Annotated in this window: 25 protein-coding genes; 9 read left to right on the top strand and 16 right to left on the bottom strand. The window is 70.9% G+C overall.

Going from position 1 to position 23682, the window contains the following annotated elements:
• Nucleotides 1-50: 50 nt before the first annotated feature.
• The 4 genes from B378_RS0114525 to B378_RS0114510 all read right to left on the bottom strand — a co-directional run bounded on the left by B378_RS0114525 (nt 51) and on the right by B378_RS0114510 (nt 4095).
• Complete coding sequence (locus B378_RS0114525) at nt 51-608, bottom strand: diadenylate cyclase (protein WP_017344492.1); 558 nt, start codon at nt 606-608, stop codon at nt 51-53.
• A gap of 102 nt (nt 609-710) precedes the next feature.
• Nucleotides 711-1652, bottom strand: coding sequence for a bisanhydrobacterioruberin hydratase (cruF, locus tag B378_RS0114520; protein WP_017344491.1), 942 nt, complete (start codon nt 1650-1652; stop codon nt 711-713).
• The gene (locus tag B378_RS0114515) at nt 1649-2596 is read right to left on the bottom strand and encodes a prenyltransferase (protein WP_026046310.1); all 948 of its coding nucleotides are present in this window, start codon (nt 2594-2596) and stop codon (nt 1649-1651) included. The genes cruF and B378_RS0114515 overlap by 4 nt, the downstream gene beginning before the upstream one ends.
• Nucleotides 2593-4095 carry an NAD(P)/FAD-dependent oxidoreductase gene (locus B378_RS0114510; RefSeq protein WP_017344489.1) on the bottom strand — a complete coding sequence of 501 codons (1503 nt, stop codon included), beginning with the start codon at nt 4093-4095 and terminating at the stop codon, nt 2593-2595. Before B378_RS0114510 ends, B378_RS0114515 begins: the two co-directional genes overlap by 4 nt.
• 157 nt (nt 4096-4252) lie before the next feature.
• Here B378_RS0114510 and B378_RS0114505 point away from each other — a divergent pair, with 157 nt between their 5' ends.
• Nucleotides 4253-5041, top strand: a complete 789-nt coding sequence (locus tag B378_RS0114505) for an SDR family oxidoreductase (RefSeq protein WP_017344488.1) — start codon at nt 4253-4255, stop codon at nt 5039-5041.
• Nucleotides 5042-5644: 603 nt separating this feature from the next.
• Nucleotides 5645-6496 (top strand): SDR family oxidoreductase, encoded by an 852-nt coding sequence (locus B378_RS0114500; protein WP_017344487.1) that lies wholly within the window; start codon nt 5645-5647, stop codon nt 6494-6496.
• Nucleotides 6497-6530: 34 nt separating this feature from the next.
• Here B378_RS0114500 and thiE read toward each other — a convergent pair whose 3' ends face one another.
• Nucleotides 6531-7163: a thiamine phosphate synthase gene (gene thiE / locus B378_RS0114495; protein ID WP_017344486.1), complete on the bottom strand. Its 633-nt coding sequence runs from the start codon at nt 7161-7163 to the stop codon at nt 6531-6533.
• A gap of 113 nt (nt 7164-7276) precedes the next feature.
• On the opposite strand from thiE, the gene B378_RS0114490 reads away from it, so the two are divergent.
• Complete coding sequence (locus B378_RS0114490) at nt 7277-8728, top strand: MATE family efflux transporter (RefSeq protein ID WP_017344485.1); 1452 nt, start codon at nt 7277-7279, stop codon at nt 8726-8728.
• 18 nt (nt 8729-8746) lie between these two features.
• Here the strand turns inward: B378_RS0114490 and B378_RS0114485 are convergent, their stop codons facing one another.
• Entirely contained in the window at nt 8747-9607 is an 861-nt protein-coding gene (locus B378_RS0114485; protein ID WP_017344484.1) for a mechanosensitive ion channel family protein, read from the bottom strand.
• A gap of 98 nt (nt 9608-9705) precedes the next feature.
• Complete coding sequence (gene cofG / locus B378_RS0114480; protein ID WP_017344483.1) at nt 9706-10869, bottom strand: 7,8-didemethyl-8-hydroxy-5-deazariboflavin synthase subunit CofG; 1164 nt, start codon at nt 10867-10869, stop codon at nt 9706-9708.
• 291 nt (nt 10870-11160) lie between these two features.
• Here cofG and B378_RS0114475 point away from each other — a divergent pair, with 291 nt between their 5' ends.
• Nucleotides 11161-11457, top strand: coding sequence for a hypothetical protein (locus tag B378_RS0114475; protein WP_237738340.1), 297 nt, complete (start codon nt 11161-11163; stop codon nt 11455-11457).
• Nucleotides 11458-11521: 64 nt separating this feature from the next.
• Here the strand turns inward: B378_RS0114475 and cofC are convergent, their stop codons facing one another.
• The 5 genes from cofC to B378_RS0114450 all read right to left on the bottom strand — a co-directional run bounded on the left by cofC (nt 11522) and on the right by B378_RS0114450 (nt 16788).
• Entirely contained in the window at nt 11522-12166 is a 645-nt protein-coding gene (gene cofC / locus B378_RS0114470) for a 2-phospho-L-lactate guanylyltransferase (protein WP_017344481.1), read from the bottom strand.
• Between the two features lie 18 nt (nt 12167-12184).
• Entirely contained in the window at nt 12185-13363 is a 1179-nt protein-coding gene (locus B378_RS0114465) for a tubulin/FtsZ family protein (protein ID WP_026046309.1), read from the bottom strand.
• A gap of 124 nt (nt 13364-13487) precedes the next feature.
• Entirely contained in the window at nt 13488-14384 is an 897-nt protein-coding gene (locus B378_RS0114460; protein WP_017344479.1) for a complex I NDUFA9 subunit family protein, read from the bottom strand.
• Nucleotides 14385-14482: 98 nt separating this feature from the next.
• The gene (locus tag B378_RS0114455) at nt 14483-15352 is read right to left on the bottom strand and encodes a universal stress protein (protein WP_017344478.1); all 870 of its coding nucleotides are present in this window, start codon (nt 15350-15352) and stop codon (nt 14483-14485) included.
• 47 nt (nt 15353-15399) lie between these two features.
• On the bottom strand, nt 15400-16788 hold the full coding sequence (locus B378_RS0114450) for a hemolysin family protein (RefSeq protein ID WP_017344477.1): 1389 nt from the start codon (nt 16786-16788) through the stop codon (nt 15400-15402).
• Nucleotides 16789-16956: 168 nt separating this feature from the next.
• Here B378_RS0114450 and tmk point away from each other — a divergent pair, with 168 nt between their 5' ends.
• Complete coding sequence (tmk, locus tag B378_RS0114445) at nt 16957-17550, top strand: dTMP kinase (protein WP_017344476.1); 594 nt, start codon at nt 16957-16959, stop codon at nt 17548-17550.
• A 63-nt stretch (nt 17551-17613) separates the two neighbouring features.
• Here the strand turns inward: tmk and B378_RS0114440 are convergent, their stop codons facing one another.
• Both B378_RS0114440 and B378_RS0114435 read right to left on the bottom strand, forming a co-directional pair.
• Nucleotides 17614-17937 (bottom strand): hypothetical protein, encoded by a 324-nt coding sequence (locus B378_RS0114440; RefSeq protein ID WP_017344475.1) that lies wholly within the window; start codon nt 17935-17937, stop codon nt 17614-17616.
• A 100-nt stretch (nt 17938-18037) separates the two neighbouring features.
• On the bottom strand, nt 18038-18559 hold the full coding sequence (locus B378_RS0114435; RefSeq protein ID WP_017344474.1) for a DUF5813 family protein: 522 nt from the start codon (nt 18557-18559) through the stop codon (nt 18038-18040).
• Nucleotides 18560-18715: 156 nt separating this feature from the next.
• Between B378_RS0114435 and B378_RS0114430 the strand changes: the two genes are divergently transcribed.
• Nucleotides 18716-20038: a carboxylate--amine ligase gene (locus B378_RS0114430; protein WP_017344473.1), complete on the top strand. Its 1323-nt coding sequence runs from the start codon at nt 18716-18718 to the stop codon at nt 20036-20038.
• A gap of 27 nt (nt 20039-20065) precedes the next feature.
• Here the strand turns inward: B378_RS0114430 and B378_RS0114425 are convergent, their stop codons facing one another.
• On the bottom strand, nt 20066-21328 hold the full coding sequence (locus tag B378_RS0114425; RefSeq protein ID WP_017344472.1) for an MFS transporter: 1263 nt from the start codon (nt 21326-21328) through the stop codon (nt 20066-20068).
• A 179-nt stretch (nt 21329-21507) separates the two neighbouring features.
• Between B378_RS0114425 and pyrF the strand changes: the two genes are divergently transcribed.
• Nucleotides 21508-22338 carry an orotidine-5'-phosphate decarboxylase gene (gene pyrF / locus B378_RS0114420; RefSeq protein WP_017344471.1) on the top strand — a complete coding sequence of 277 codons (831 nt, stop codon included), beginning with the start codon at nt 21508-21510 and terminating at the stop codon, nt 22336-22338.
• A gap of 53 nt (nt 22339-22391) precedes the next feature.
• Here pyrF and B378_RS17155 read toward each other — a convergent pair whose 3' ends face one another.
• Nucleotides 22392-22532: a hypothetical protein gene (locus tag B378_RS17155; RefSeq protein ID WP_192812444.1), complete on the bottom strand. Its 141-nt coding sequence runs from the start codon at nt 22530-22532 to the stop codon at nt 22392-22394.
• Between the two features lie 50 nt (nt 22533-22582).
• On the opposite strand from B378_RS17155, the gene trmY reads away from it, so the two are divergent.
• A complete protein-coding gene (gene trmY / locus B378_RS0114415) occupies nt 22583-23197 on the top strand; it encodes a tRNA (pseudouridine(54)-N(1))-methyltransferase TrmY (RefSeq protein WP_017344470.1) in 615 nt (204 codons plus the stop codon).
• A gap of 11 nt (nt 23198-23208) precedes the next feature.
• Nucleotides 23209-23613, top strand: coding sequence for a CHY zinc finger protein (locus tag B378_RS0114410; RefSeq protein ID WP_017344469.1), 405 nt, complete (start codon nt 23209-23211; stop codon nt 23611-23613).
• Nucleotides 23614-23682: the final 69 nt, after the last annotated feature.

Below are 23682 nucleotides of genomic sequence, written 5' to 3'. Positions count from 1 at the left end.
GCGGGAGCGCTTCCCGCCGCGCGCGGAGTCGGTGCCGGAGGCGGGGAGCGCTACTCGCCGCGCCAGCGGCCGCCAATCTCCTCGCGGCGCATGCTGTTCGCCTCGCCGTCGCGGAAGACGCTGACGCGCCCGGTCTCCTCGCTCAGCGTCACCGTCGCGACGACCTCGGGGCGGACGGAGGTCTCGATCGCGCTCATGTGTCGCGACCCCATCCACGGCTCGTAGCTCACGTCGTCCACGAGGTCGGCCTCCTCGTCGCGGGTGCCGAGGTCGCGGAACCTGACCATCTGCTCTTCGATCTCGCCGTCGACGGCGACGACGATCCCGCCGTCCTGCTCGACGCTCACCGACTCGGCGGCGTCAATGAAGGCGTCCTCGTCGAAGACCGACGCGCAGTCAGCTCGGGGCCAGCGCTTGTCGCCCATCGGGTCAGCGTACGCGCCGTAGTCGCGGTCGGCGACGACCGCGAAGTACAGCCCCGGCCCCTTGACGTGCGGTTCCTCCCACCCACCGAAGGAGACGCCGACGTGCTCGGCGCAGTAGGTCAGTCGGTCGACGACCTCGCGCACCCGCTCGTGGTCGCCGTAGTCGATGGCGAGGTCGCTCATCGCTGTCTGTCCTCCGGGGGTCGTCCGCTGCGATTGCCGCCGTCGGTCACGAGCGAGCAAACGCGATCCCGGTATATAAGCGCAGCCGAGTCGGGCGGGAGCCTACGACCGCCGCCACTCGGTGAACAGCCGCGTATCGAACCGGTCGGCGCGGACGAGCCCGACGCCGAACGCGGCCGCGACCGCCGCGGGCAGGAGGTTCCCGAACCAGACGTTAATCGAACCCCAGAGGATCACGAAGCTCACCATGTCGTCGAGCATGAACTCGCAGTCCCGGAGCCGCTCGCGGATCCCCGCCGCCGCGAAGGCGCGGTCGAGCGTGACCACCGCGACGATCGCGGACAGCACCCAGCCGGCGTAGTTCGAGAGCGGCACCCCGTAGAACGCGCCGCCGCCGAAGTCCCAGAAGCCGAGCGAGACGGCGCCGGGGTCCAAGACGACGTCCATCGCGACGACGACCGGGATCACCGTCGCCAGCCGGACCCACACGCTGTCGGCGCGCGGGCCGAGCAGGAGCAGGCAGAGCAGGTAGGCGTTCATCACGAGCGGGATGAAGAAGACCGGCAGCGCGACAGGTACGCCCCCGAGCATCGGCCCGAGGTCGACGGTGTACGCGAACTCCCCGTACGGCCACCCGGTCGCGACCCCGACCCCCTCGATGAGGTACGTGTACGCGGTCAACACGCCGATCCAGCCGAGCGCACGGCGGTCTATCGTCGGCAGCACCCCGACGACGAGCGGCGAGCGCATCACGATAACGCCGAACAGCACGAACCACGGGTGGAACGCGAACGGCTCCGGCACCCACCCCTCGGCGCTGCCGACGAGCGCTATCGCTCCGACGAGCGGGAAGACGACCGCGATGGTGAAGCGGTTCTCGCGGACGAGTCGGTCGAGCAGCGCCTCCGCTTCGCGGCGCGTGTCGGGCGCGCGCTCGCGGAGCGCGTCGAGCCCGGAGGCGGTCGTCGCGGTGGAGGCGCTTCCGGTCGCCCCGTCCCCTGCCGAGCCGCCCTCGGCCGACCCCCCGCCGTCGCCGTCGGTCACGGCAGCGCCTCCCAGAGCGGGTACACCCGCCAGAGGCCGCCCATCGACAGCAGCGTGCCGACGACGGTGTTTAACGCCGGGAACCACCAGTACGCGCGGTCGACCGAGACCGACGAGCGCGCGACCCACGCGACGAAGACGGGATACACGCCGAGCAGGAGTCCGAGCCGCGGGTCGACGAGCCAGAACCCGGCGGCCGCGGCGGTCCACGCCGCGAAGCAGTAGGCGTAGGTACGCCCCTCGCCGAGGACGGTCGCGGTCGTGTCGATCCCCGCGGCCCGGTCCGGCTCGATGTCCGGGATCGCGGAGAACGTGTGCATTCCCATCGTCCAGAGCCACGCGCCGGCGAGCGCCGCGAGCGGCGGGTGCGTCCCCGCGACGGTCGCGTACGCCGCCGCGCCGGGGAGCGCGTACAGCCCGTTCGACAGCGAGTCGAGGAACGGCGTCGTCTTGAACCGGGCGGGCGGCGCGCTGTAGCCGACCGCGAGGACGAGGAAGCCGAGCAGGTACGGCCACGCGACCCGCGGCGTGATCGCGAGCGTCGCGAGCCCGAGGAGGCCCGACGCGACGACCGCGGCGACGACGGGACGGCTCCCCCGCCAGCGCGCCTCGCGGCCCTCCTTCTTGGGGTTCAGCTCGTCGATGTCGGCGTCGAACACGTCGTTGACGCCGTAGAGGAACACGTTCGCGGGGACGAGGAAGTAGAGCGCGAGCGCGACGGTGACGGGCGTGAACAGTCCGCTCACGGCGTCGATTCCGTAGGTGACGCCGACGGCGACCGGGCCGGCGAGGTAGAGCCAGAAGCGCGGCCGCGACAACACCAGCAGGTACCGGAGCCCCTCGCTCCCGCTCCCGGCGGAGCGGGGCTGCTCGTCCTCGGTGGGTCGGGAGCGCTCGTCGCCGTCGGTCGCGGATCGGTTCTGGTCGCTCACGGCTGGACTCACACGTCGTCGTCGGCCATCGCTTCCGCAGTCAGCCCCCCGCTGATGAGACACATCGGGACGCCGATGCCGGGCGTCGTCGTCGAGCCCGTGAAGTAGAGCCCGTCGACCGCGTCAGAGACGTGCGGCGGGCGGAGCAGCGAGGTCTGGGTGAGCGTGTGCGCCAACCCGAGCGCGCTGCCCGCGTAGCTGTTGTACCGGTCCGCGAAGTCGTCGACCGAGAACGTCTCCTCGACGACGATCCGGCCGCGGAGGTCGGTGCCGGTGTTCTCGGCGATGTCGTCGATGACGAGGTCGCGGTAGCGGTTGCGGATCTCCGGGGTGTCCGCAAGGCCGGGCGCGATCGGAACGAGCGCGAAGAGGTTGCTGTGCCCCTCGGGCGCCACGCTGTCGTCGGTCTTCGAGGGTACGCAGAGGTAGTACGCGGGGTCGTCGGGCCACTCTGGGTCGTCGAAGATCTGCGCGAAGTGCCCGTCCCAGTCCGTCGGGAGGACGAGCGTGTGGTGTTCGAGGTTCGGCACGTCGCCCTCGACGCCCAAGTACAGCAGGAACGCGGAGGGGGCGTACGTCCGCGACTCCCAGTACTCCTCCGTGTACTGGCGCTTGTGCTCGGGCAGCAGCTCCTGTTCGGTGTGCGCGTAGTCGGCGTCGGAGACGACGCGGTCCGCGAGGTAGCGCTCGCCGTTCTCGGTGTCGACCGCGAAGGCGCCGTACCGCCCCTCGATGCCCGTCACCTCCGCGTCGGTGACGAACTCCACGCCGAGCTCCTCGGCGAGCTCGACGATCCCGTCGACGACGGCGCCGATCCCGCCGTCGGGGTAGTAGACGCCCATGTTGTAGTCGACGTGGCTCATCAGGTTGTACAGCGCCGGCGTGTTCGTGGGCGAGCCGCCGAGGAACACGAGCGTGTACTGCATCAGCTGCTGGAGCTTCGGGTGGTCGAAGTACTCCTCGACGTGCCCCTGCATCTTGCCTAAAAGCGAGAGCCCCCACGAGTAGCGGAGCACGTCTTTGTCCACGTAGTCGCGCAGCCGCGGGCGGTCCTCGTACACGAAGTGTTCCATCCCGATCTCGTAGGTGCGCTTCGACTCCTCCAAGTACGCGTCGAACGCCTCGCCGGCCCCGGGCTCGTACGACTCGAATATCTCCTTGTTCTTCTCGCGGTCCGGCAGCACGTCGACCTGATCGCCGTCCTTCCAGAACACGCGGTAGTGCGGGTCGAGCCGCTCAAGATCGTAGAACTCCGACGGCTCGCGGCCGAAGTGGCCGAAGAACCGCTCGAAGACGTCCGGCATCAGGTACCACGACGGCCCCATGTCGAAGCTGAAGCCGTCGACTTCGAGCCGGCTGGCGCGGCCGCCGAGCTGCTCGTTCTTCTCTAATAGGGTGACGTCCGCGCCGGCGTCCGCGAGGTAACAGGCCGTCGAGAGGCCGCCGAATCCGCCGCCGATCACGACGACGGACTCGCCGGCGACGCCGTCGATGTCCGGGACCACGTCCATACGCGATCGTAGGAGCGGCGACGGTATAAATCCGGTCAGACGCGCCGCGGAAACGTCCCGAACGTGTCCGGGACGCCGGGCGAGGCGGGAGACCCGCTCCGCCGGTCCCGGCGCGAGTGGATACCTCTAAGTCGCCGACGCGCGTACCCGGTTTCACATGGACCTGACGGTCGCGATCACCGGCGCAACGAGCGGGATCGGGAGAGCCGTCGCCGAGGCGTTCGTCGACGAGGGGGCGTTCGTCGCCGTCTCCGGACGCGACGGCGCGGCCGTCGATCGCACCGTCGCGGCGCTGAACGGCGAGGGCGAGGACTCGGGCGGCGAGGGCGAGGACTCGGGCGGCGACGGCGAGGACGGAGACGGGGGCGACGGCGACCCGGCGGGCGACGCGGGCGCCGAGCGCGGCACCGCCTGGGGCGACCGCGTCGACGTGCGCGACGAGTTCGACCTCGAACGCTTCTTCGAGCGCGTCGCCCGCGAGGCCGGCCCGGTCGACGTCGTCTTCGCGAACGCCGGCGTGTTCCACGGCGCGCCGGGCGAGAGTCCGGCGGACGAGCTCTCGTACGCCGACTACGACGACACGATGCGGACGAACGCGCGCGGCGTGTTCGCGACGATCACCGAGGCTGTCCCCCACCTCGCCGACGACGCGCGGGTCATCGTCCCGTCGGGCGCGGTCGCGGCCGAGTCGAAGCCCGGGATGGGCGCGTACGCGGTGTCGAAGGCGGCCGCCGAGGCGGTCGCGCGCGGCTTCGCCGCGGACCTCGACGCGACGGTCGGCGTCGTCGACCCCGGTCTCGTCGCGACGGACCTCACTGGGAAGGAACGCGCCCGCGACCCCGAGAGCGTCGCGCCGCTTTTCGTCTGGGCCGCCACCGAGGCGCCCGCCGAGGACCTGAACGGCGAGCGGTTGGGCCTGCGGGAGTGGAAGTCCGCGACGCGATAAGAGTGGATTGAGTTCGGGTCGGCGACGACGGTCGCGAAGGCCTCAGCCGTTTGTTTATAACTGATTGCTGACGGAGCGACGGGAGACACCTCCAAAGCCCCAGCCGCTCATTTATAAACATCTGTCCGCAGATCGGCGGCGAACACCTCCAAAGCCCCAGCCGCTCGTTTATAAATAGTTGCTGACGGATCGACGACGAACACCTCCAAAGCCCCAGCCGCTCATTTATAAATAGTTGCTGGCGGATCGACGACGAACACCTCCAAAGCCCCAGCCGCGAGGCGGGCGCACGCTCGCTGCGCTCCTCGTCACTCGCTGCGCTCGTTCCTGTGGTGCTTGCGTCGCCTGCGCCCGCCTCGCGACTGCCCCTTTGAGTCCCGCCCCGCACCGCAGCCTCACACCTCCCCAGCCTCGTCGGCCTCCCTTCGGTCGGCCGACTCCCTCGCGCGTGCGACTCGCGCCCTCCGGGCGCTCGTCGGCACGCGCCACCGCATCGTCCATTTATATGCGATCGTCGCAGCCGCTCGTCGATATTTAAATACCGTCTCGTCGATTCCGCGCTCAACCACCGAGAATTATCCCGCGGTCGGTCGAAGGTGGGGTATGCCACTCGCGGACCCCGACCTCTCGGGCTCGACGGCGTTCATCACCGGAACGACTCGCGGCATCGGCAAGCAGATCGCGCTCGCACTCGCGGACCACGGGTGTAATATCGTCTCGACGGGCAAGACGACCGACGACGACGACTCCGAGCTGGCGGGATCGATCGAACAGACGGCCCGCGAGGTGCGCGAGCGCGGGCCGGAGGCGCTCGCGCTCGAACTGAATCTCCGCGACGAGGAGCGCGTCGAGGCGGTCGTCGAGGAGGCCATCGATCACTTCGGCGAGGTGGACATCGTGATCAACAACGCCAGCGCGATCCAGCTGGCGAACGTCGCGGACCTGCCGGCCGACCGCTTCGACCTCCTCACGGACGTGAACGTCCGCGGGACCCACCTCGTCGCGCACGCCTTCGCCGACCACCTCGCGGACCTCGACGAGTCGTGGTTACTGACGAACGCCCCACCGGTTACGACCGATCGCTCGCCGGGCAAGGCGCCGTACGCGTGGTCGAAACTCGGGATGTCGTTCGTCACGCTCTCGCTCGCCGAGGAACTGGCGGGCGACGACGTCGGCTGTAACACGTTCTGGCCGGTGACGACCATCGACACCCGCGCGACGCGCTACTTCGGGCTCGGCACCGAGGACGACTGGCGAAGCCCGGAAATCGTCTCCGACGCGGTCCTCGAGATCCTCGCGCGCGACCCGGCGGAGTGTACGGGGAACAGCTTCTACGACGAGGCCCTGCTCCGCGAGGCGGGCGTCACCGACTTCTCGGAGTACAACCTCACCGAGGGCGACCCGGCGCCCATGTCTGCCCGGCTGTTCGACCCCGAGTACGAGCGCGACTGGTGACCGGGTCGGAGGCGTCGGCCCGGCCGCGTTCGCCTCACTCCGTCACCGCCTTCCGCAACGCTGCGGTCGCCACCTCCGGGTCCTCGGCGGCCGTGATCGCCGACAGCGCGGCCACGCCGGTCGCGCCCGCTTCGACCACCGGCGCCGCGTTGCTCGCGTCGATCCCGCCGATACCGATCACCGGGAGGTCAACCGCGTCGGCGACCGCGGCGATCCGCTCGACGCCGATCCCGTCGCGGTCGCCGGAGACGTCCTTCGAGTCGGTGCCGTAGACGGCGCCGACGCCGAGGTAGTCCGCGCCGGCGGCCTCGGCCGACTCGGCCTGCTCGACCGTCGAGGCCGAGACGCCGACGACGGCGTCCTCGCCCAGCTGTTCGCGGGCGACCGCGACCGGGAGGTCCGACTGGCCGAGGTGGACGCCGTCGGCGTCGACCGCGCTCGCGAGGTCGATCCGATCGTTGACGATCAGCGGCACCCCGGCCTCGGTGGTCAGCTCGCGGACGCGGAGCCCGGTTTCGTAGCGCTCCCGCGCGCTCGTCGCCTTGTCGCGGAGCTGGACGACGTCGACGCCGCCGTCGAGCGCGGCCGCGACCACCTCGGGAGTCGTGCGCCCCGCGGAGCGGCTCGTCGCCGTGACGAGATACGTCTGCCACCCGCTGATATTCATGCGTGGTACAAGCGGATAGTCAGGTGAAAACGGTTGCGCTCCGCGGACGGGCGAGCTCGGGGACGCGGGTGGGACGGACAGACACAAGCCCGCCCGGTCCGTACCGCGGTCCAATGCTATCCCGGCTCCGGAACGGCGCCGCGCGCGTCGGCGAGGCGGTCGCGGGCGCGCTCGACCGGGCCGGCGTCATCGACCGGTCGCGGCTCGACGAGACGATGGGGCTCGCGTGGCCGCGGATCGTGACGGGGTTCGCGATCATGTCGAAGAACACCGTCGACCTCGCGGTGATCGGGTACGCGCTCGGCGTCTCCGCGGTCGCTGGGCTCGGCTACGCCTTCGCGTTCTGGCAGCTCGCGAAGTTCGTCTCCATCGGGCTCGCCGGCGGCACCGTCTCGCTGGTCTCGCAGAACTACGGCGGCGACGAGCGCGGGCGGGCGGGGCTCGTCGTCAAGCAGTCGCTGATCGTGGCCGCGCTGCTCGTCGTGCCGATCGTCGCCGGCTATGTCCTCGGCGCGGAGCGGCTGGTCGCCCTCGTCGGCGGCGACGGCGCGGCGCTGTCCGCGGGGACCACCTACCTCGCCGTCACGGCGCCCGCGCTCGCCTTCGAATTCTTCAACATGATCGCCAGCCGGACGTACGCCGGCGTCGGGGACACCCGCACCCCGATGGTCGCGCGCGCCGGCGGCGCGCTGTTGAACGTCGTTCTCACGGTCTGGCTCGTCCTCGGCGCCGGGCTGGGCGTGTTCGGCGCCGGCCTCGGCACCGCCGTCTCCATCGCCGCGGTCGGGCTCGTCCTCGCGTGGGGGATGTCCGGCCGGTCGTACTTCGGCCGCGGCGCCTCGCCCGTCCCGGTCGAGGTCTCCGGGCCGTGGTTCGACGCCGGGCTGACCCGACAGCTGCTCCGGGTCTCCGCGCCGCTGATCGCGCGGCGAGTGGCCGAGGGGGTCGTGGTGTTCCCGCTCCTGTGGGCCGCGTCGTCGTTCGGCTCCGCGACGGTCGCCGCCCTCGAGGTCGGCCGCCGGGTGCGGGCCCTGCTCGGCAGCTTCAGCTGGGGCTTCTCTATCGCCGCGAGCACGCTCGTCGGCCAGCGGCTCGGCGCGGGCGAGGAGTCGCTCGCGACCGCGTACGGCCGCGACGTGATCGCCTTGTCGGCGGTCGTCTACGTCCTCGCGTCGGCCGCGGTGATCGCCGCCGCCACGCCGATCGCGGGCGTCTTCGTCGACGACCCGGCCGCGGTGAGCGCCACCGCGGCGTTCGTCGTCGCGGCCGCGATCTCGGCGGTGCCGCTCGGGATCGACGGCTCGGTCACGGGGTCGCTGCGCGGCGCGGGCGACACGCGGTGGCCCTTCGTGGCGTCGATGATCGGGCTGTACGCGTTCGCGCTCCCGGTCGCGCTCGTCGGCCTCGTCACGCCGCTCGGCGTCGGCGGCCTCTACGCGGCGCTGGTGGCGGAGAAACTCGTGCCGGCCGGACTCAACGGCTACCGGTTCCGCTCGAACCGGTGGCAGGCGGTCAGCCGGCAGTATCGGCCCGACGCGGGCGACGCGGAAGAAGAGGTCGGGTGAAGGGGAGCGGCGAGCGCGTTACTCGTCGGCGGCGACCTCTTCGATCACTTCGACGCTGCCGGTGAGCTGCCGGTGGACGTACGGCATGTCGATGCCGGCGGCGTCGAACGCCTCCTTCACCGCGGTGACGTACTCGGAGCGCACGCGGACGAAGTCGCCGCGGTCGGGGTCCGCGATCCACCAGCGCGACTGGAGCCCGACGGCGGAGTCGCCGAGCTCGACGAGCCGGACCGAGACGCCCGGGTCGTCGAGGATCTCCTCGTGGGCCTCGGCCCTCTCGACGATGATGTCGGTCGCCGTCTCGATGTCGTCGTCGTAGCCGATCCCGAAGACGAACTTCTGTCGGAGCGTGTCGTAGGCGACGGGGTTGGTGACCGCGTTGTTCGCGAGGTCCCCGTTCGGCACCGTCACCAGCTCGTTGTCGAACGTCCGGACCCGCGAGACGCGGAGGTCGATCTCCTCGACGCGGCCGGCGTTGCCGTTCCACTCGATCCAGTCGCCGACCTCGAACGGCTTGTCCTTGAGGATGAACACGCCGGCGACGAAGTTCCCGAGGAGGTCCTGCGCGGCGAAGCCGACCGCGAGCGCGATGGCGCCGCCGAACACCGCGAACGCCGAGAGGAAGCTCCCGTAGCCGGCCACGGCGAAGCCGATCGCGATCGCGGCCACCCAGACGACGGCGTTGAGGACGTTCGTCCCGAGGCTCACCACCGCCTCGTCGAACCCGCGCGATCTGGCGACCCGTCTGAAACCCGGAACCAAGGCGAGCTTTCCGAGGAGCAACACGGCGAGGAAGCCGGCGACGAACCGGAGCGCCGTCGTCGCGATCGCCGCCACGTCGACCGCGTTCGTGATCGCGTCGAGCTGTAATGGGTACATCGTCCACTCATTGACGCGACTATATAAAGAAGCTACTGGCAGCGCGGTTGTTTACGTCCGGTGTGACGGGCGGCTACGACGCGATGGACCGCGAGGCCTCAGTCGCTCCGAACCGCGAGCGGCCCGTCGCCGCGCGCGACCGCGCGCAGCCGCCGGCCGTGGACGTCGTCCGCTGCGATCCGTTCCCGGACTGCCGGGGGGATCCACGCCTCGCGACCGTCGGGTTCGGGGGCGGGCTCGACGCCCGCGGGCCGGATCTCGTCCGAGAGGAACCGCGCGTACGTCGGGAGGCGTTCGCGCAGCGGGACGCCCCCCGCGTCCGCCACCGCCTCGAGTTCGCGGAGGTCCGGCCACTCGTAGGCGGGGTTGATGTAGTCGTCCGTCACCGGCGAGACGCCCCCGAGGTCGTCGATCCCGCAGTCGACGAGATCCGCCGCCGGCGAGAGGTTCGGCGGGACCTGGACCGACACCTCGGGTGGGAGCGCCGCGCGGGCCATCGAGACGGCCCGGCGCATCGTCGCGAGGTCCGGCTTCGGGAAGTCGGAGCGCTCGTTGGGGACGACGTTCTGGACGATCACCTCCTGAACGTGGCCGTGGCGCTCGTGGAGCGCCCGGATCGCGAGCAGGCTCTCGGCCCGGTCCCGCCAGTCCTCGCCGATCCCGACCAGAATTCCGGTCGTGAACGGGACGCCCTGTCGACCCGCAGCGCGGATCGTGTTGAGCCGCTGGCCGGGCGTCTTCCGCCGCCCGCCGGAGTGCGCGTCGACGTCGGCGGTCGTCTCCAGCATGACGCCCATCGACGCGTTCACCTCGCGGAGGTCGGCGAACTGCGCCTCGGTCAGGTCACCGGGATTCGAGTGCGGGAGTAACCCCTCCTCTAAGGCGATCTCGCAGGCCCGGTAGAGGTACTCGTGGATCGAGTCGAACCCCCACTCGGCGAGCGTCTCGTGGACCTCGGTGTACCGGTCGTCGGGCTCGTCGCCGAAGGTGAACAGCGCCTCCGTACAGCCCGCGTCGGCGCCGACGCGGCACTGCTCGCGCACCTCCTCGGGCGAGAGCAGCGACGCCTCGCCGGGGACGTCGTAGTAGGTGCAGTACGTACAGGTGTACCGGCACGCGGTCGTCAGCGGGATGAAGACGTTGCGCGCGAAGGTGAGCCGGTCGGCGGCGTCGACGTCGGCCGGGCGGACCGAGAGCAGTCGCTCGACCGCCCGCTCGTCGACCGCGACGTCGATATCGTACTCGTCGGCCCCGGCGAACACGGCCGTCACTCGCGGTCGGCGTTTAAAAAGAATCGCGGTTGCGGATCCCTCGTCGACACCGGATCCGGTTACGTCGCGGCCGGCCGGCACGGTCGGGCGGCCGGGCCGGACGCCGCGCGAGACGGGACGCGTGCGGTTCGGTTCGGAAGCGAGCCGAAAAGCCGATGCCCCGCGCGTCTCGACGATGAAGCCATGCCCTCCCGACGATCCGCGCTCCGGGCGGCCAGTGTCGCCGCGGCCGGCGCCCTCGCCGGCTGTTCGCGGCTCCGATCCCGCGGCGCTCGAGTCGACGTGACCCTGTTTAACCAGACGGACGCTCCCTACACCGTCGAGGTGGAGTTCTATCGCGACGACGGCGCGACGGAGGCGGCGGCGAGAGCGTTCAGTTCGTCGTTCGACGTCGAACCCGACGGGGAGGCGACGGCCGAGGGAGTCGTCGACGCGGGACGGTATCTTGTCCGCTATTACGCGTACGAGGGGAACTCGAAACTGACCGACGAGGACCACGTTCACTTCATCCCGTCGGGGGACGAGACGGAGAACCTCGCCTTCGACATCCAAGAAACGGGCGAGCTAACTCAGCGGTGACCTCACTGTCGCGTCACTGACCGCGGACGGGACGGACGCGTTCCCGGCACGGTTCGACGGCGGCTCAGTCTCGAACCGCCGCCACGCGACCCCCGGACGCGTCGAGCGCGAAGCCGGCCTCGCGGAGCCACGTCCCCGCCCTCCCTTCGCCGTGGATCAGCACCTCCGCGAGATCCGCCGGCTCGTCGACGTCGGTGCCGAGTCGGTGGGAGTCGACCGCGACGAAGTCCGCGCCGACCTCGGCCGCGATCCCGCGGTGATCGAGGTACGACGCGCCGTGGTAGTCCACCCGGAACTCGGGGTGCGAGGCGACGAACGCGTTCGTGCCGCCGCCGCGCCCGGGGGCCATCGCGACGTCAGCGTCGTGTCCGGCCGCGAAGAGTCGGTCGAGCGCGGCCGGGGTCGCGAGCGCGAGGTCCGCCATCACGACGGCGACCGACTCGGGCGATCTATCGCGTTCTTCCGTTCCCAGCCGCGCGTCCAGCGCCGCGTTCACCGCGTCCGTCAGCGGCCGGTCGTCGACGGTGACGGGCGCGTCGACGTCGACCGTGTCGGTGGCGAGGACGCGCGGCTCGCCGCCGGCCCCCTTGACCGCGTCGAGTACGTCGTCGAGCATCGCCCGCGCGAACGCCGCCCGCTCGTCTGGCGAGAGGACGTCCGAGAGTCGAGACTTCGGGCGGTCGGTCGAAAAGGGGACGATGACCTCCATCGCGGCAGACGGCGGGCCCTAGAACAGGGATTCCAGCTCGTCGCTGTCGTCGCTGACGAGCTCGTCTAAGTTCTCATCGCTCTCCTCGCGGATCTCGTCGAGGTTGTCCTGCGCCTCGATGGCGACCTGCTGGAGCTCCTTGATCCGCGGGACGTTCGTGACGCCCGCGAGCAGGATGACGGTCGCGACGAAGCCGGCGCCGCGGTACGGGTAGTCCCCGCCGCGGACCTCCATCGAGCCGGTCTGCTCTTCGAGCCACTTCCGCCCGCGCTCGATACCTTTCCGGTTGAGGTACTCCGGCGGGCCGGCGAGCACGAGGAGGGCGCGCTCCGCGCCCTCGATCTCGCAGGGGAGCGTGAGGCGGCCGAGCGCCGCCTTGCGCACGAGGCTGGTGATCCGGTTCGTCGTGTGGGCGCTGTCGAGCTCCTCGTCGTCGCCGTCGTCGCGCAGCCGCGAGAGCAGGCCGCCCGAGGAGCGCTCCTCGACCTCCTCCTCCGCGTAGCCGACCGTGGAGACGCCGCCGCCGGAGAGCGTGTTGATGATCTCCGAGGAGTCGACGACGCTCTCGGCGACCTCCTGGCCCTGCTGGATCTCGCCGGCGCCGAAGAGGATGCCGAACCGCCGGACGATCTCCTCGTTGATCTCCTCGTAGCCGCCCTGAACGGACTCGCCCGTCTTCCGCCAGGCGTCGTTGTCGAACACCATCAGGTTGTCCACCTCGCGGACGAACGTCTGGAACGAGCGGGCCGCGTTGAGGGTGTAGATACCCCCCTCGTCGCTGCCCGGCAGGATCCCGAGCCCGTAGACGGGCTCGGTGTAGATCCGCTTGAGGTGTTTCGCGAGCACCGGCGCGCCGCCGGAGCCCGTCCCGCCGCCGAGCCCGGCGACGACGAGGAAGGCGTCGACCTCGTGGACCGGGATCGAGTCGATCGCCCCCTGAACCTCGTCGATGTCCTCCTCGGCGATCTCCGCGCCCAGCTCGTTGTCCGCGCCGACGCCGTGGCCCTTCACGCGCGACTGGCCGATGAGGACGCGCTGGTCCTCGGAGATGTGTTCGAGCCCCATCAGGTCCGCCTTCGCCGTGTTGACGGCCGCTGCGGCCCGAACGATCTCGGAGCCCGTCCGCTTATCGTACTCCAAGAACTTGTCGACGACTTTACCCCCCGCCTGTCCGAATCCGATCATTGCGAGTTTCATCGTGTGCTCCCTCCGCGTTTGAACTGAACAGAACGTGATCTCGTATATAAGCCTTCGGTTGCGGTTACCAGCGTTGAGATTAGGACAGCTGACACGTTCGAGTCGCCGGTGATCGGTGTCTCAGTCATCGGATCCCGAGGTGCTCGCCGAGCGTCGTCAGTTCGGCCGGGTCGACGCCAAACGCGCCGACGTCGTTGTCGGCGGTCGTGTTGTCGAACTTCAGCGAGCGGTACTGGTCCGCGCCCATCGGGAACCCGGGCACCGCGCCGAGGACCGAGAGGCCGATCTTCGCGAGCGGCATCGGCAGCGGGACGATGGTGACGCCCTTCTTTTCCGCCTCGTAGACGAGGTCCGTTACCTGCCGGAGCGTGAGCACCTCCGGGCCGCCGACCTCGTAGGTCTCGCCGACGTGCTCGTCGTCGGTCACCGCGGCGGCGATCATCGGCACGAGGTCCTCGACGTGGATCGGTTGGAACCGCGTCTTCCCGCCGCCGGGAAGCGGGTACAGCGGCACGCCCGGCGCGAACATCCCCTTCAGCCGCTTGGTGAACGAGACGAACTCGCCGCCCTCGCCGAAGACGACCGACGGGCGGAAGATCGTCCAGTCGAGGCCGCTCTCGCGGACGATCTCCTCGGCCTCGCCCTTCGCGCGGATGTAGGCGGTGTCGCCCTTCGGGTCCGCGCCGAGCGCGCTCAGCTGGACGAAGCCGTCGACCCCGCCGTCCTCTGCCGCGCGGACGAGGTTCTCGGTCCCGCCGCGGTGGATCCGGTCGTGCATCCGGTTACCGCCGTCCGGTTCGAACAGCGGCGAGAGCGCGACCAGATTCACGACCGCGTCGTGGCCGTCGACGGCCGACGCGATGGAGTCGTAGTCGGTCACGTCGCCGGTGACGCCCGTCACGCCGTCCGGCGTCTCCTCGGGCGAGCGGGAGAGCGCGGTCACCGCGTGCCCATCGTCGGCGAGCGCGCGACAGAGGTACGACCCGATGAACCCGGTCCCCCCGGCTACCAACACTTTCATGCGAGTCATATCGCGTGGAAGCCCCGTAAACCTACCGCGGCGTCAGACGCTCTGGAAATTCGACGTATCGGCGGCCGGCGTTGACGGGAACGGCCGGACTACTCCTCCTGCTCCTCGGGAACCGGGACCGTCAGCACCGGCACGGGCGCGCTCCGCAGGGTTCGCTCGGCGACGCTCCCCAGCAGGTACCGCCCCACGCCGGTCCGGCCGTGGGTCCCCATCGCGACGAGGTCGACGCCGGGGTCGTCGACGTACGCTCGGATCCCGCGCGCGGCCGAGGAGGCGACCTCGACGGCGCCGACCGCCTCTAACCCGGCGGCCTCGACGCGCTCGACGCCCTCGGCGACCGCGTCGTCGGCGTACTCGGAGAGGGCGTCCACCTCGACGTGATCGGCGATACCGATCCCGCCGGTGTCGACGACCGAGAGGACGTGGACCGTCGCGCCCGCCCGCTCCGCGATCGGGATCGCGCGGTCGAGCGCGGCGGTCGCGGCCGGGCTCCCGTCGGTCGGCACCAGGACGTCCTCGTACGGGTACGGGACGGCCTCGTCGCCCGGACGGAGCGCCAGCACCGGCACCGGCGACTGCCGGACGACGCGCTCGGTCGTGCTGCCGACGAGGTGTTCGACCCCCTGCCGCCCGCGCGTCGACATCGCGACGAGGTCGGCGTCGACCTCCTCGGCGTACGCGGCGACCGTCTCGGGGACGCCGCCCTGTCGGACTGCCGTCTCCGCGTCGACGCCGCGGTCGACGGCGCGGGCCGCCGCCTCCTCGACGATCGACTCGCCCTCCTGTTCCAGCACGTCGACCACGTCGCCGCCGATCCGGGTCACGCTGTCGCGGGTCGTGTCCGCGACGTGGAGGAGGTGGACCGTCGCGCCGTGGTCGGCGGCGATCGCTAAGGTGTGCTCGAAGGCCGCCGCGGCCGCGTCGCTGCCGTCGGTGGGAACGCAGATCCGGTCGAACATACGCGACTGGTCTCGCGCAGGGGTGAAAAACGCTCGTGTGGTGGCCGTCACGCAGCGTCGCCGGCTGACGACCCATCGCCGCCGCCGGCGTCGCCCGACTCGTCCGGGCCGTCGCGCCGCGTGACGCGCACCGTCGAGATGCGCGCGCCGTCGACCGCGGTGACCTCGAAGGCGTACGCCTCGGTCTCCGCGACGTCGCCGACCTCGGGCGAGCGCCCGATGCGGTCGAGGACGAACCCGCCGAGCGTCTCGTAGCCGTCGCCGCTGAGGTCGGTGCCGAGCGCGTCGTTGACGTCGACGAGCGCGACCGAGCCGTCGGCCTCGTGCGTCCGGTCGCCGGTCCGCCGGATCGTGTGCCGGCCGTCGGCCACGTCGAACTCGTCGCGGAGGTCGCCGACGAGCGCCTCCGCGACGTCCTCGACCGTGGCGATCCCCTCGAAGGCGCCCCACTCGTCGATCACCGCCGCCATCTGCCGGCGCTCGTCGCGGAACTGGACGAGGAGGTCGCTCGCGCTCGTCGTCTCCGGGACAACGAGGATCTCCCGGGAGAGGTCCGCCGCGGTCGGGCCGTCTGCGTCGCCGGCGTCGCCGTCGGCCGCCTCGGTCGCGCGCAGCACGTCCTTCACGTCGACGAAGCCGACGACGCGGTCGGCGTCGTCGCTCTCGACGACCGGGTACCGGGTGTGGCCCGCGTCGAGGACCGTCTCGCGGATCGCCGAGAGCGACGCGTCCGCGGGCAGCGAGACGACGTCCGGGCGGGGGACCATCAGCTCGCGGGCCGCAGTGTCGTCGAGCTCGAAGACGCCCTCGATCATCGCGACCTCGGACTCGTCGACGTGGCCGGCCTCGCCCGCGCGGGCCAGCACGCGACGGATCTCCCGCTCTTCGAGCGTCTCGTCGCTCTCCGAGGCGGGCGGCACGCCGATCAGGCTCGTGAACGCGTTCGCGGTGCCGTTGAACACCGCGATGCCGGGCGAGAAGATCAGGTACGAGAGCTTCATCGGCGGCGCGAGCAAAAGCGAGATCCGCTCGGCCTGCGCGATGGCGATGGTCTTCGGCGCGAGCTCGCCGAAGACGACGTGGAGGAAGGTGATGAAGGAGAACCCGATCGCGAACGCGACGAGGTGGACCAGCCCGTCCGGCAGGAGCGGGCCGAGGACGGGCTCGATGAGCGCCGCGACGGCGGGCTCGCCGATCCACCCCAGTCCGAGCGACGCGAGCGTGATCCCGAGCTGCGTCGCCGCGAGGTAGTCATCGAGGTTGGTCATCACCTCTTGGAGCGTCTCCGCGCCCGCCTTCCCCTCCTCGACCAGCTGATCGACCGAGGTGGCTCGGATCCTGACGAACGCGAACTCCGAGGCGACGAAGAAGCCGTTCAGGGCGACCAACACCAGGGCGGCCGCCACCCGCGAGAGCGAGACGGCGACCGCTACCATCCGTTCCCTCCGGGCCCGCGAGCGGCTGGCGGATTATCGGCCATGACCCCCGTTCGGGGAGGGGTTACTAAAAAGGGCCGTCGGGCGGGCCCGCGCTCGGACCGAGGGAGGCCCGAACGCCCGGACCGGACCCGGGCCGTTTATTCCTCGCCGCGGCGGAACGCGACCATGCTGATCACGCTGGAGGGGCTCGACGGCAGCGGCAAGACGACGGTCTGGGAGGCGCTCCAGGACGTGTACCCCGACGCGACGTTCACCCGCGAACCCACCGACAGCTGGTACGGGGAGGCGGTGGGGCGCTCGATGGGCGACCCGGACGCCGACCCGCTCGCGGAGCTGTTCTTATACACCGCTGACCACGCGAACCACCTCTCGGAGACGGTGCGGCCGGCCCTCGCGAACGGCGACTTGGTTATCTCCGACCGCTACTCGGACTCGCGGTTCGCCTATCAGGGGGCGACGCTCGCGCGCGCCGACGCCGGGATCGAGCGCCCGGTGGAGTACGTCCGCGGGATCCACGCCGCGTTCTCCCGCCCGCCGGACGCGACGATCTATCTCGATTTAGACCCGAAGACCGCGGCCGAGCGCGCCGGTCGGACGGACAAGTTCGAGCGCGACGGCTACCTCGCGGCCGTGCGCGACAACTACGAGCGCCTGATTGACGCCGACCCCGGCCGGTTCCACCGCGTCGACGCGACGCGCGCGCCGGAGGACGTGGTGGCGCGGGTCGAGGAGGTCGTGGCCGGATTGGTCGACCGCTGACGCCGTCTCGTTCGAGGGTTCTCTCCGGGTGTCCGAGGGTTCTCTCCGGGTGTCCGAGGGTTCTCAGCGCGTGTCCGGCAGCTCGTACTCGTCGGGCGACGGGACGTAGAGGTAGTCGATCGCGACGCCGAGTACCAGCGGGAGCGCGACGAGCAGCGCCAGCAGGATGGTCGAACTCCCGACATCGATCCCGGTGCCGACGCCGAGCGCGCCCGTGAACACGAGCGTCGAGACGAGCAACAGCAGGGGCGTCAACACGAGGGTGTACACGACCGACCCCCACGACGTCGAGAGCTGAATCCGGAAGAACCGGGTCGCGACCCCGGCGAGGAACGTGTGGAACGCCACCAGAGCGAGGAGGCTGCCGAACCCGAACAGCGCGAGCATGGTCGCCGTACGGACCGCCGACACTTCCCCCTATCGGCCGCAGCCCGGACCGCCGCCCCTCGGCCCGGCCGACCCTCCCGCTGACCGGCCCGGCCGTCCCTCAGACCGGCCCGCCGCCGCCCTGCTGGCGCGCGGCCGAGAGCAGGTCCGAGACGGGTGCCGTGTACTCGTAGCCGGGGATGACGCCCTGAACGTACGTTCCCTCGACAAAATCGATCAGCGCGCCCGCGTCGTCGACGCCGCGACGCTCGTTGATGTCCGCGAACTCGTAGGTCACCGCGATCTCGTCGCCCGCGCGCTCGACGGCGGGGTCGAACTCCCTGTCCTTCCGCGTGACGCCGCCGACGTCGACCGCGCGGCGCTCGAACGTGTCGGCCCACCCGTCCTCGACCACGTCGGCGACCTCGTCGGCGGTGACCGCCGAGAGCGTGGGCACGCGGACGACGACCGCGAACCCGATCCGCCCCTCCTCGGCCGACTCGGCGCGAACGCGCCCGTCGAACGCGGTCGTCGTCGATATCCAGGCGTCGCCGTCGCGCTCGAACGAGCCGTGGTCCGCGAACGCGCGGCGGACTCGGTCCGGTAGCTCCCCGGTCGCGTCCGCGTCGTCGGTTCCTGTCATACCCGATCGGAGGCGACGCGCCCTGAAAAGCCGCTCGCGTCGCCCGCGCGAGTCCCGCTCTCGGCGTCGTGGCGGACCCCGTCGCCCCCGTCACCGATACGGGCACAGCGAGCCGGTACGTCGGTCCCTTTTGTGCGTCGACCGCCGAGGCGGGGTATGGCAGACACGTTTCGGTCCACGGAGGGACTGATCGACGCGCTCGCGGACGCCGAGTTCGACCGGCCGCCGGCGCTCGTCAGCAACGCGCACATCACCGGCCTCGGTGTCGCTCGCGCGCTCGACGCCCACGGCGTGCCCGTGATCGCGCTCGACCGCGCCGGCGGGGACGCGGGCGGGAGCGCGGGCAGCGACGACAGCGGCGGGACGGTCACCCACGACGGGCTCGCGCCGCCCTCGGACGCGGTCGACTTCGCCGGGGCGGTGACGTACCCGCTCGACGACCTCGACGGGTTCCGCGAGGACGTGGAGGCGATCGTCGACGCCGCGGGCACCGAGGCGGTCGCGTTCGGCTGTATGGACGAGTGGGCGCTGTCGTACGCCGAGGCCGACCCCGACGGCGTCCGGCTCCCGTTCGCCGGCAGCGACACGCTCGACGACGTGTTGAACAAGTCGGAGCTGTACGCGACCTGCGAGCGGCTCGGCGTCCCCTACCCGGAGACGTACCGGTTAGCGGAGACCGCGGCGGCCGGGACCCGCGACGCGGACGCCACGGTCGAGGAGGCCGCGGACGCGCTCGGCTTCCCGCTTGTGGTGAAACCCGAGCTCAAGCGCGACTTCGAGGAGGCGTTCGGCACCAACGTGATCGAGGTCGCGGACCGCGAGGAGCTCGCGGACGTCGTCGCGGCCGCGAGCGAGGAGGGGATCGCGGTGATGGCCCAGAAGCGCGTCGACATCGCGACCGGGAAAGACCACTCGCTGGCCTCCTACGTCCCCCCGTCGGGCACCGACGACGCGCTCGCGGTCGTGGGCAACGCGGCGGTGCGCTACCCCCGCAACTTCGGCACCTCCTGTCTCGTCGAGACCGCGGACGAGCCGGCCATCGAGGAGCGCGCGCTCGCCGTCCTCGACGACGCCGGCTACCACGGGATCAGCGAGTCGGAGTTCGTCTACGACGCCGACCGCGAGGAGTTCCTCCTGCTCGACGTCAACACCCGGCCGTGGAAGTGGATCGGGATGCCCGTCGCGGCGGGCGCGAACCTCCCGATGGCGGCGTACGCCGCGGTCACCGACGCGACCTACGAGTCCGACGGCGTCGAGCCGACGCGGTGGGTGTACCTCCGCGACTACCTCTCGCTGCTCGCCGGCGACGACGCGTTCTGGGACCAGCTGTCGGCCGCCGACTGGCGGCGCCTCGTTTCCGGCGCCTTCGAGCGCGAGGGCGACCTGACGACCGGCGTGTACCGCCCTTCCGACCCGGGACCGGCCGCGAAACTGTTCGAGACGGAGTTCGTCGACCGCGAGTACTACTGCTCCTGTTAGCGAGCTCGGGCGCTCCGCAGGGGCGTTTCAGCCATCCGGCCGTTCGTCACGGGAGTCTTCGGTCGCTTCGTCGCCGATCGGAACCCGCCAGAGGAGGATGACCGTCGCCCCGACGACGAGGACGACGCCGCCGACGCCGAGCGCGAACAGCGGGGAGACGGCGTCGGACACGACGCCGCTCCCGAGTTGGAACGGGACGACGGCGAGCCCGCTCACCATCGCCATCGCGCTCAGGACGGTGGCGCGACCGAGCGTCTCCACGCGGTCGTTGACGTACTGGCCGGCGAACGACCGCGTGACGTCCGACACCCCCCGGATCAGGAGGAACGTCGGGAGCGCGAGCACCGGGACGAAGTACATCGCGATCAGCGCGCCGCCGACGGCGAACGGGAGGACGAGGAACCACGTCCGCAGCCCGATCCGCTCCCGTATCGCTCCCGTGTAGTAGGAGAGGACCGCACCGACGAGGCTGTACGCCGCGTAGAACCACCCGAGGAGAGGCTCGAATCGCGACTGAGAGAGTCCGAGGTCGAGAACGACGGTCTCGAATATCGGCTGGAGGAAGACGAACACGAGGTAGGTGACGGCGGCGTAGAGGACGTAGTAGTACAACAGGAACGAGCGCATCCGACGGCGCGAGATGACCTCTCTCACGATACCGGCCGTTCGGCGGAGGGTCAGGTCCTCCGTGTCGGTCTCCTTGTACGTCTCGGACTCGTCGAGCGTGAGCAGCACCGGGACCCCGAGACTCGTCACGCCCGCCGCGACGAACCACGGATACGAGAGGTCGACGCTGCCGAGGTACCCGCCGAGGACCGCCGCGACGGCGCCGACGGCCAGCGCCGCTGACTCCCCGCGCCCCCGAACGCGGGCGAACTCGTCCTCGGAGAGGTCGTCGGTGAGCGTGTCGTAGAGCCACGCGTCCTCGCTTCCGGAGCGGAAGTTGTACCCCAGCGACCAGCAGACGTAGAGGCCGGCCAGCGGGAGGAACGAGCCCGACAGCCCGATACCGAGGAGCGTCACGGAGATGAGCGCGGTCCCGATGAGGAGGCTGTTGCGCCGCCCGACGCGGTCGCCGACGTAGCCGGTCGGGATCTCACCAAACACCGTGGTCAGGTTATACACTGCCTCCAGAACGGCGATCTGCGTGAACGAGAGCCCCTGCGCCAGAAAGAAGAGGTACATGATCGGCCGATAGAACTCGACCGATTTCGTCGCCTTGTAGACGTAGTATTTCAGGATGTTCCCGGAGAGACCCGCTCCGAGACCGTCGCCGGTGCTGGCTGCCATGCGTGTGGTACCGAACGGGAGGCCGGTTGGTGTAAGCTGTTATTACGCGACCCCGGGGTCGGCACATACGCCGGATCATGTTGCCGGTACGCCCGCGTCGCCCGCCCGCACGACCGTCGCGATCCGGGAGCGCGGTCGCGGAGCGCAACGGTTAGTGCGCCCGCCGACACAGGGCGCCCATGGGCTTCTTCGAGACGCTCGCGGCCCGAATCGAGGCAGTCGACAGCGTCGTCTCGGTCGGGCTCGACCCCGACCCGAGCCGGCTCCCCGAGACCGTGACCGACGCCGACCTCCCGCGGTGGGCGTTCAACCGCCGGATCATCGACGCGACCCACGAGCACGCCGCCTGCTACAAGCCGAACGCGGCCTTCTACGAGGACCCGGACGGCTGGCGCGCGCTGCGCGAGACCGCGGCGTACGCGGAGGGCAAGGGCGTCCCCGTCCTGCTCGACGCGAAGCGCGGCGACATCGGCAACACGGCGCGGCGGTACGCCGAGGTCCTCGACCACGTCGACGCGATCACGGTGAACCCGTACCTCGGACGCGACTCGCTCCAGCCGTTCCTCGACCGCGCGGACAAGGGCGTGTTCGCGCTCTGTCGCACGTCGAACCCGGGCGGCGCCGACCTTCAGGACCTCGAACTCGCCTCCGGCGAGCCCCTCTACGAGCGCGTCGCCGCGCTCGCCGACGTGTGGAACGCGAACGACAACGTCGGGCTCGTCGTCGGGGCGACAGCGCCCGAGGAACTCGAGACGGTCCGCGAGATCGTCCCCGAGATTCCCTTCCTCGTGCCCGGCGTCGGCGCGCAGGGGGGCGACGCCGAGGCCGCGGTCGAACACGGGCTCGCGGAGCGCCCCGACCTCCCGGTCGACGTCGGCCTCGTGAACTCCTCGCGCGGGATCATCTTCGCCGGCGAGGAGTCGAGCCGGCCCGGCGACGAGGCGACCTACTTCGGCGCCGCGGGCGACGCGGCGAAGCGGCTCACAAAGCGGCTGAACCGGCACCGATAGCGCCGGGAGTGCGCCGGCAGAGGCGTTCCGGCGGGCTCGTCGAGCGAACCGCGCTACCCGCGCCCGGCGGCGCACCCGGAACAGGCGCGGGCCCGCTCGTTCCAGTGGTCGTCGCAGACGGCGCGCCCGCAGCGGTCGCAGGCGTGGCTCGCCGTGGCCGCCTCGCAGACCTGGCAGAGTCCGGTGAGGCTCACGGCAGCGGTTGGGTCGCACGCCTTATGAGGATCGGGGGCGAGCCCCGGATATGCGCCAGTTCGTCGTCATCGGCCGCGACGTGCCCACCGACCCCGACGCGATCTCGCTGTCGGACATCCCCGGGGCCGGGCGGCTCGATCTGCTCTGCCGGTGCGTGAGCGCCGGCGTCTTCCTCTCGCACGGGATCCGCGAGTCGGTCCGCGTCCACCTCGTCGTCGCCGACGAGTTCACCGTCACCTTCGATTCCGACACGCTCCGGCACCTCCACCCCGACGAGCGCAACGTCGCCGCGCGGGTCCGCGACGCGCTCGCCGCGAAAGACGACGCCATCGGCCACATGCCCGCGGACGTCTCTCCGGGCGTCGAACTCCGCCGGATGGACCTCGACGCGACGCTCGACCGGCTCGTCGGCGAGGACGGGCGCGGCCCGGACGGGACGCTCGTCCAGCTCCACGAGGATGGCGACCCGCTCGTCGACGCGGAGCCCCCCGAGGACCCCGTGTTCGTGCTCTCTGACCACCACGACTTCGCGCCCGCAGAGGCGGAGGCCGTGGCCGAGCGCACCGAGCGGCGACTCCGCGTCGGCCCCGAACTGCTCCACGCGGACCACACCGTCACCGTGGTCCACAACTGGCTCGACACCGACGGGTACGCGACCTACTGACCGCGAGACGGATGCCGACGCAACCCCCAAACCGCGAAACGACGACCGCACCCGACACGGACCCCCGATTCGAAATCCCCCTGCGAGGAATCGACGTCGACCCCGAGACGCGCTGCGCGCACTGGGACGATCCGGTCGACGTGGTCGCGCTCCGGTTCGGCTGCTGTGAGGCGTACTACCCCTGCGACGCCTGTCACGACGCGGCCGCCGACCACGAGGCGGTCCCGTGGCCCCGCGACCGCTTCGACGAGCCGGCAGTCCTGTGCGGTGCCTGCCGCACGACGCTCACGGCCCGCGAATACCTCGCGGCCGACGACGACGTCTGCCCCGCGTGCGGCGCCGCGTTCAACCCCGGCTGCCGGAAACACCGCGATCGGTACTTCGAGACCGACGGGGACGGCGCCGTCGATTTATAAGTGAAGCTGCGGTGGCGCGTGCCGACGAACGCCCGAAGGGCGTGAGTCGCACGCGCGAGGGAGTCGGTG

This window comes from Halorubrum sp. T3 (assembly GCF_000296615.1).
GTDB classification, from domain to species: domain Archaea; phylum Halobacteriota; class Halobacteria; order Halobacteriales; family Haloferacaceae; genus Halorubrum; species Halorubrum ruber.
Note: the sequence above shows the minus strand (reverse complement) of the source record. Positions and strands in the feature narration are given on the sequence as shown.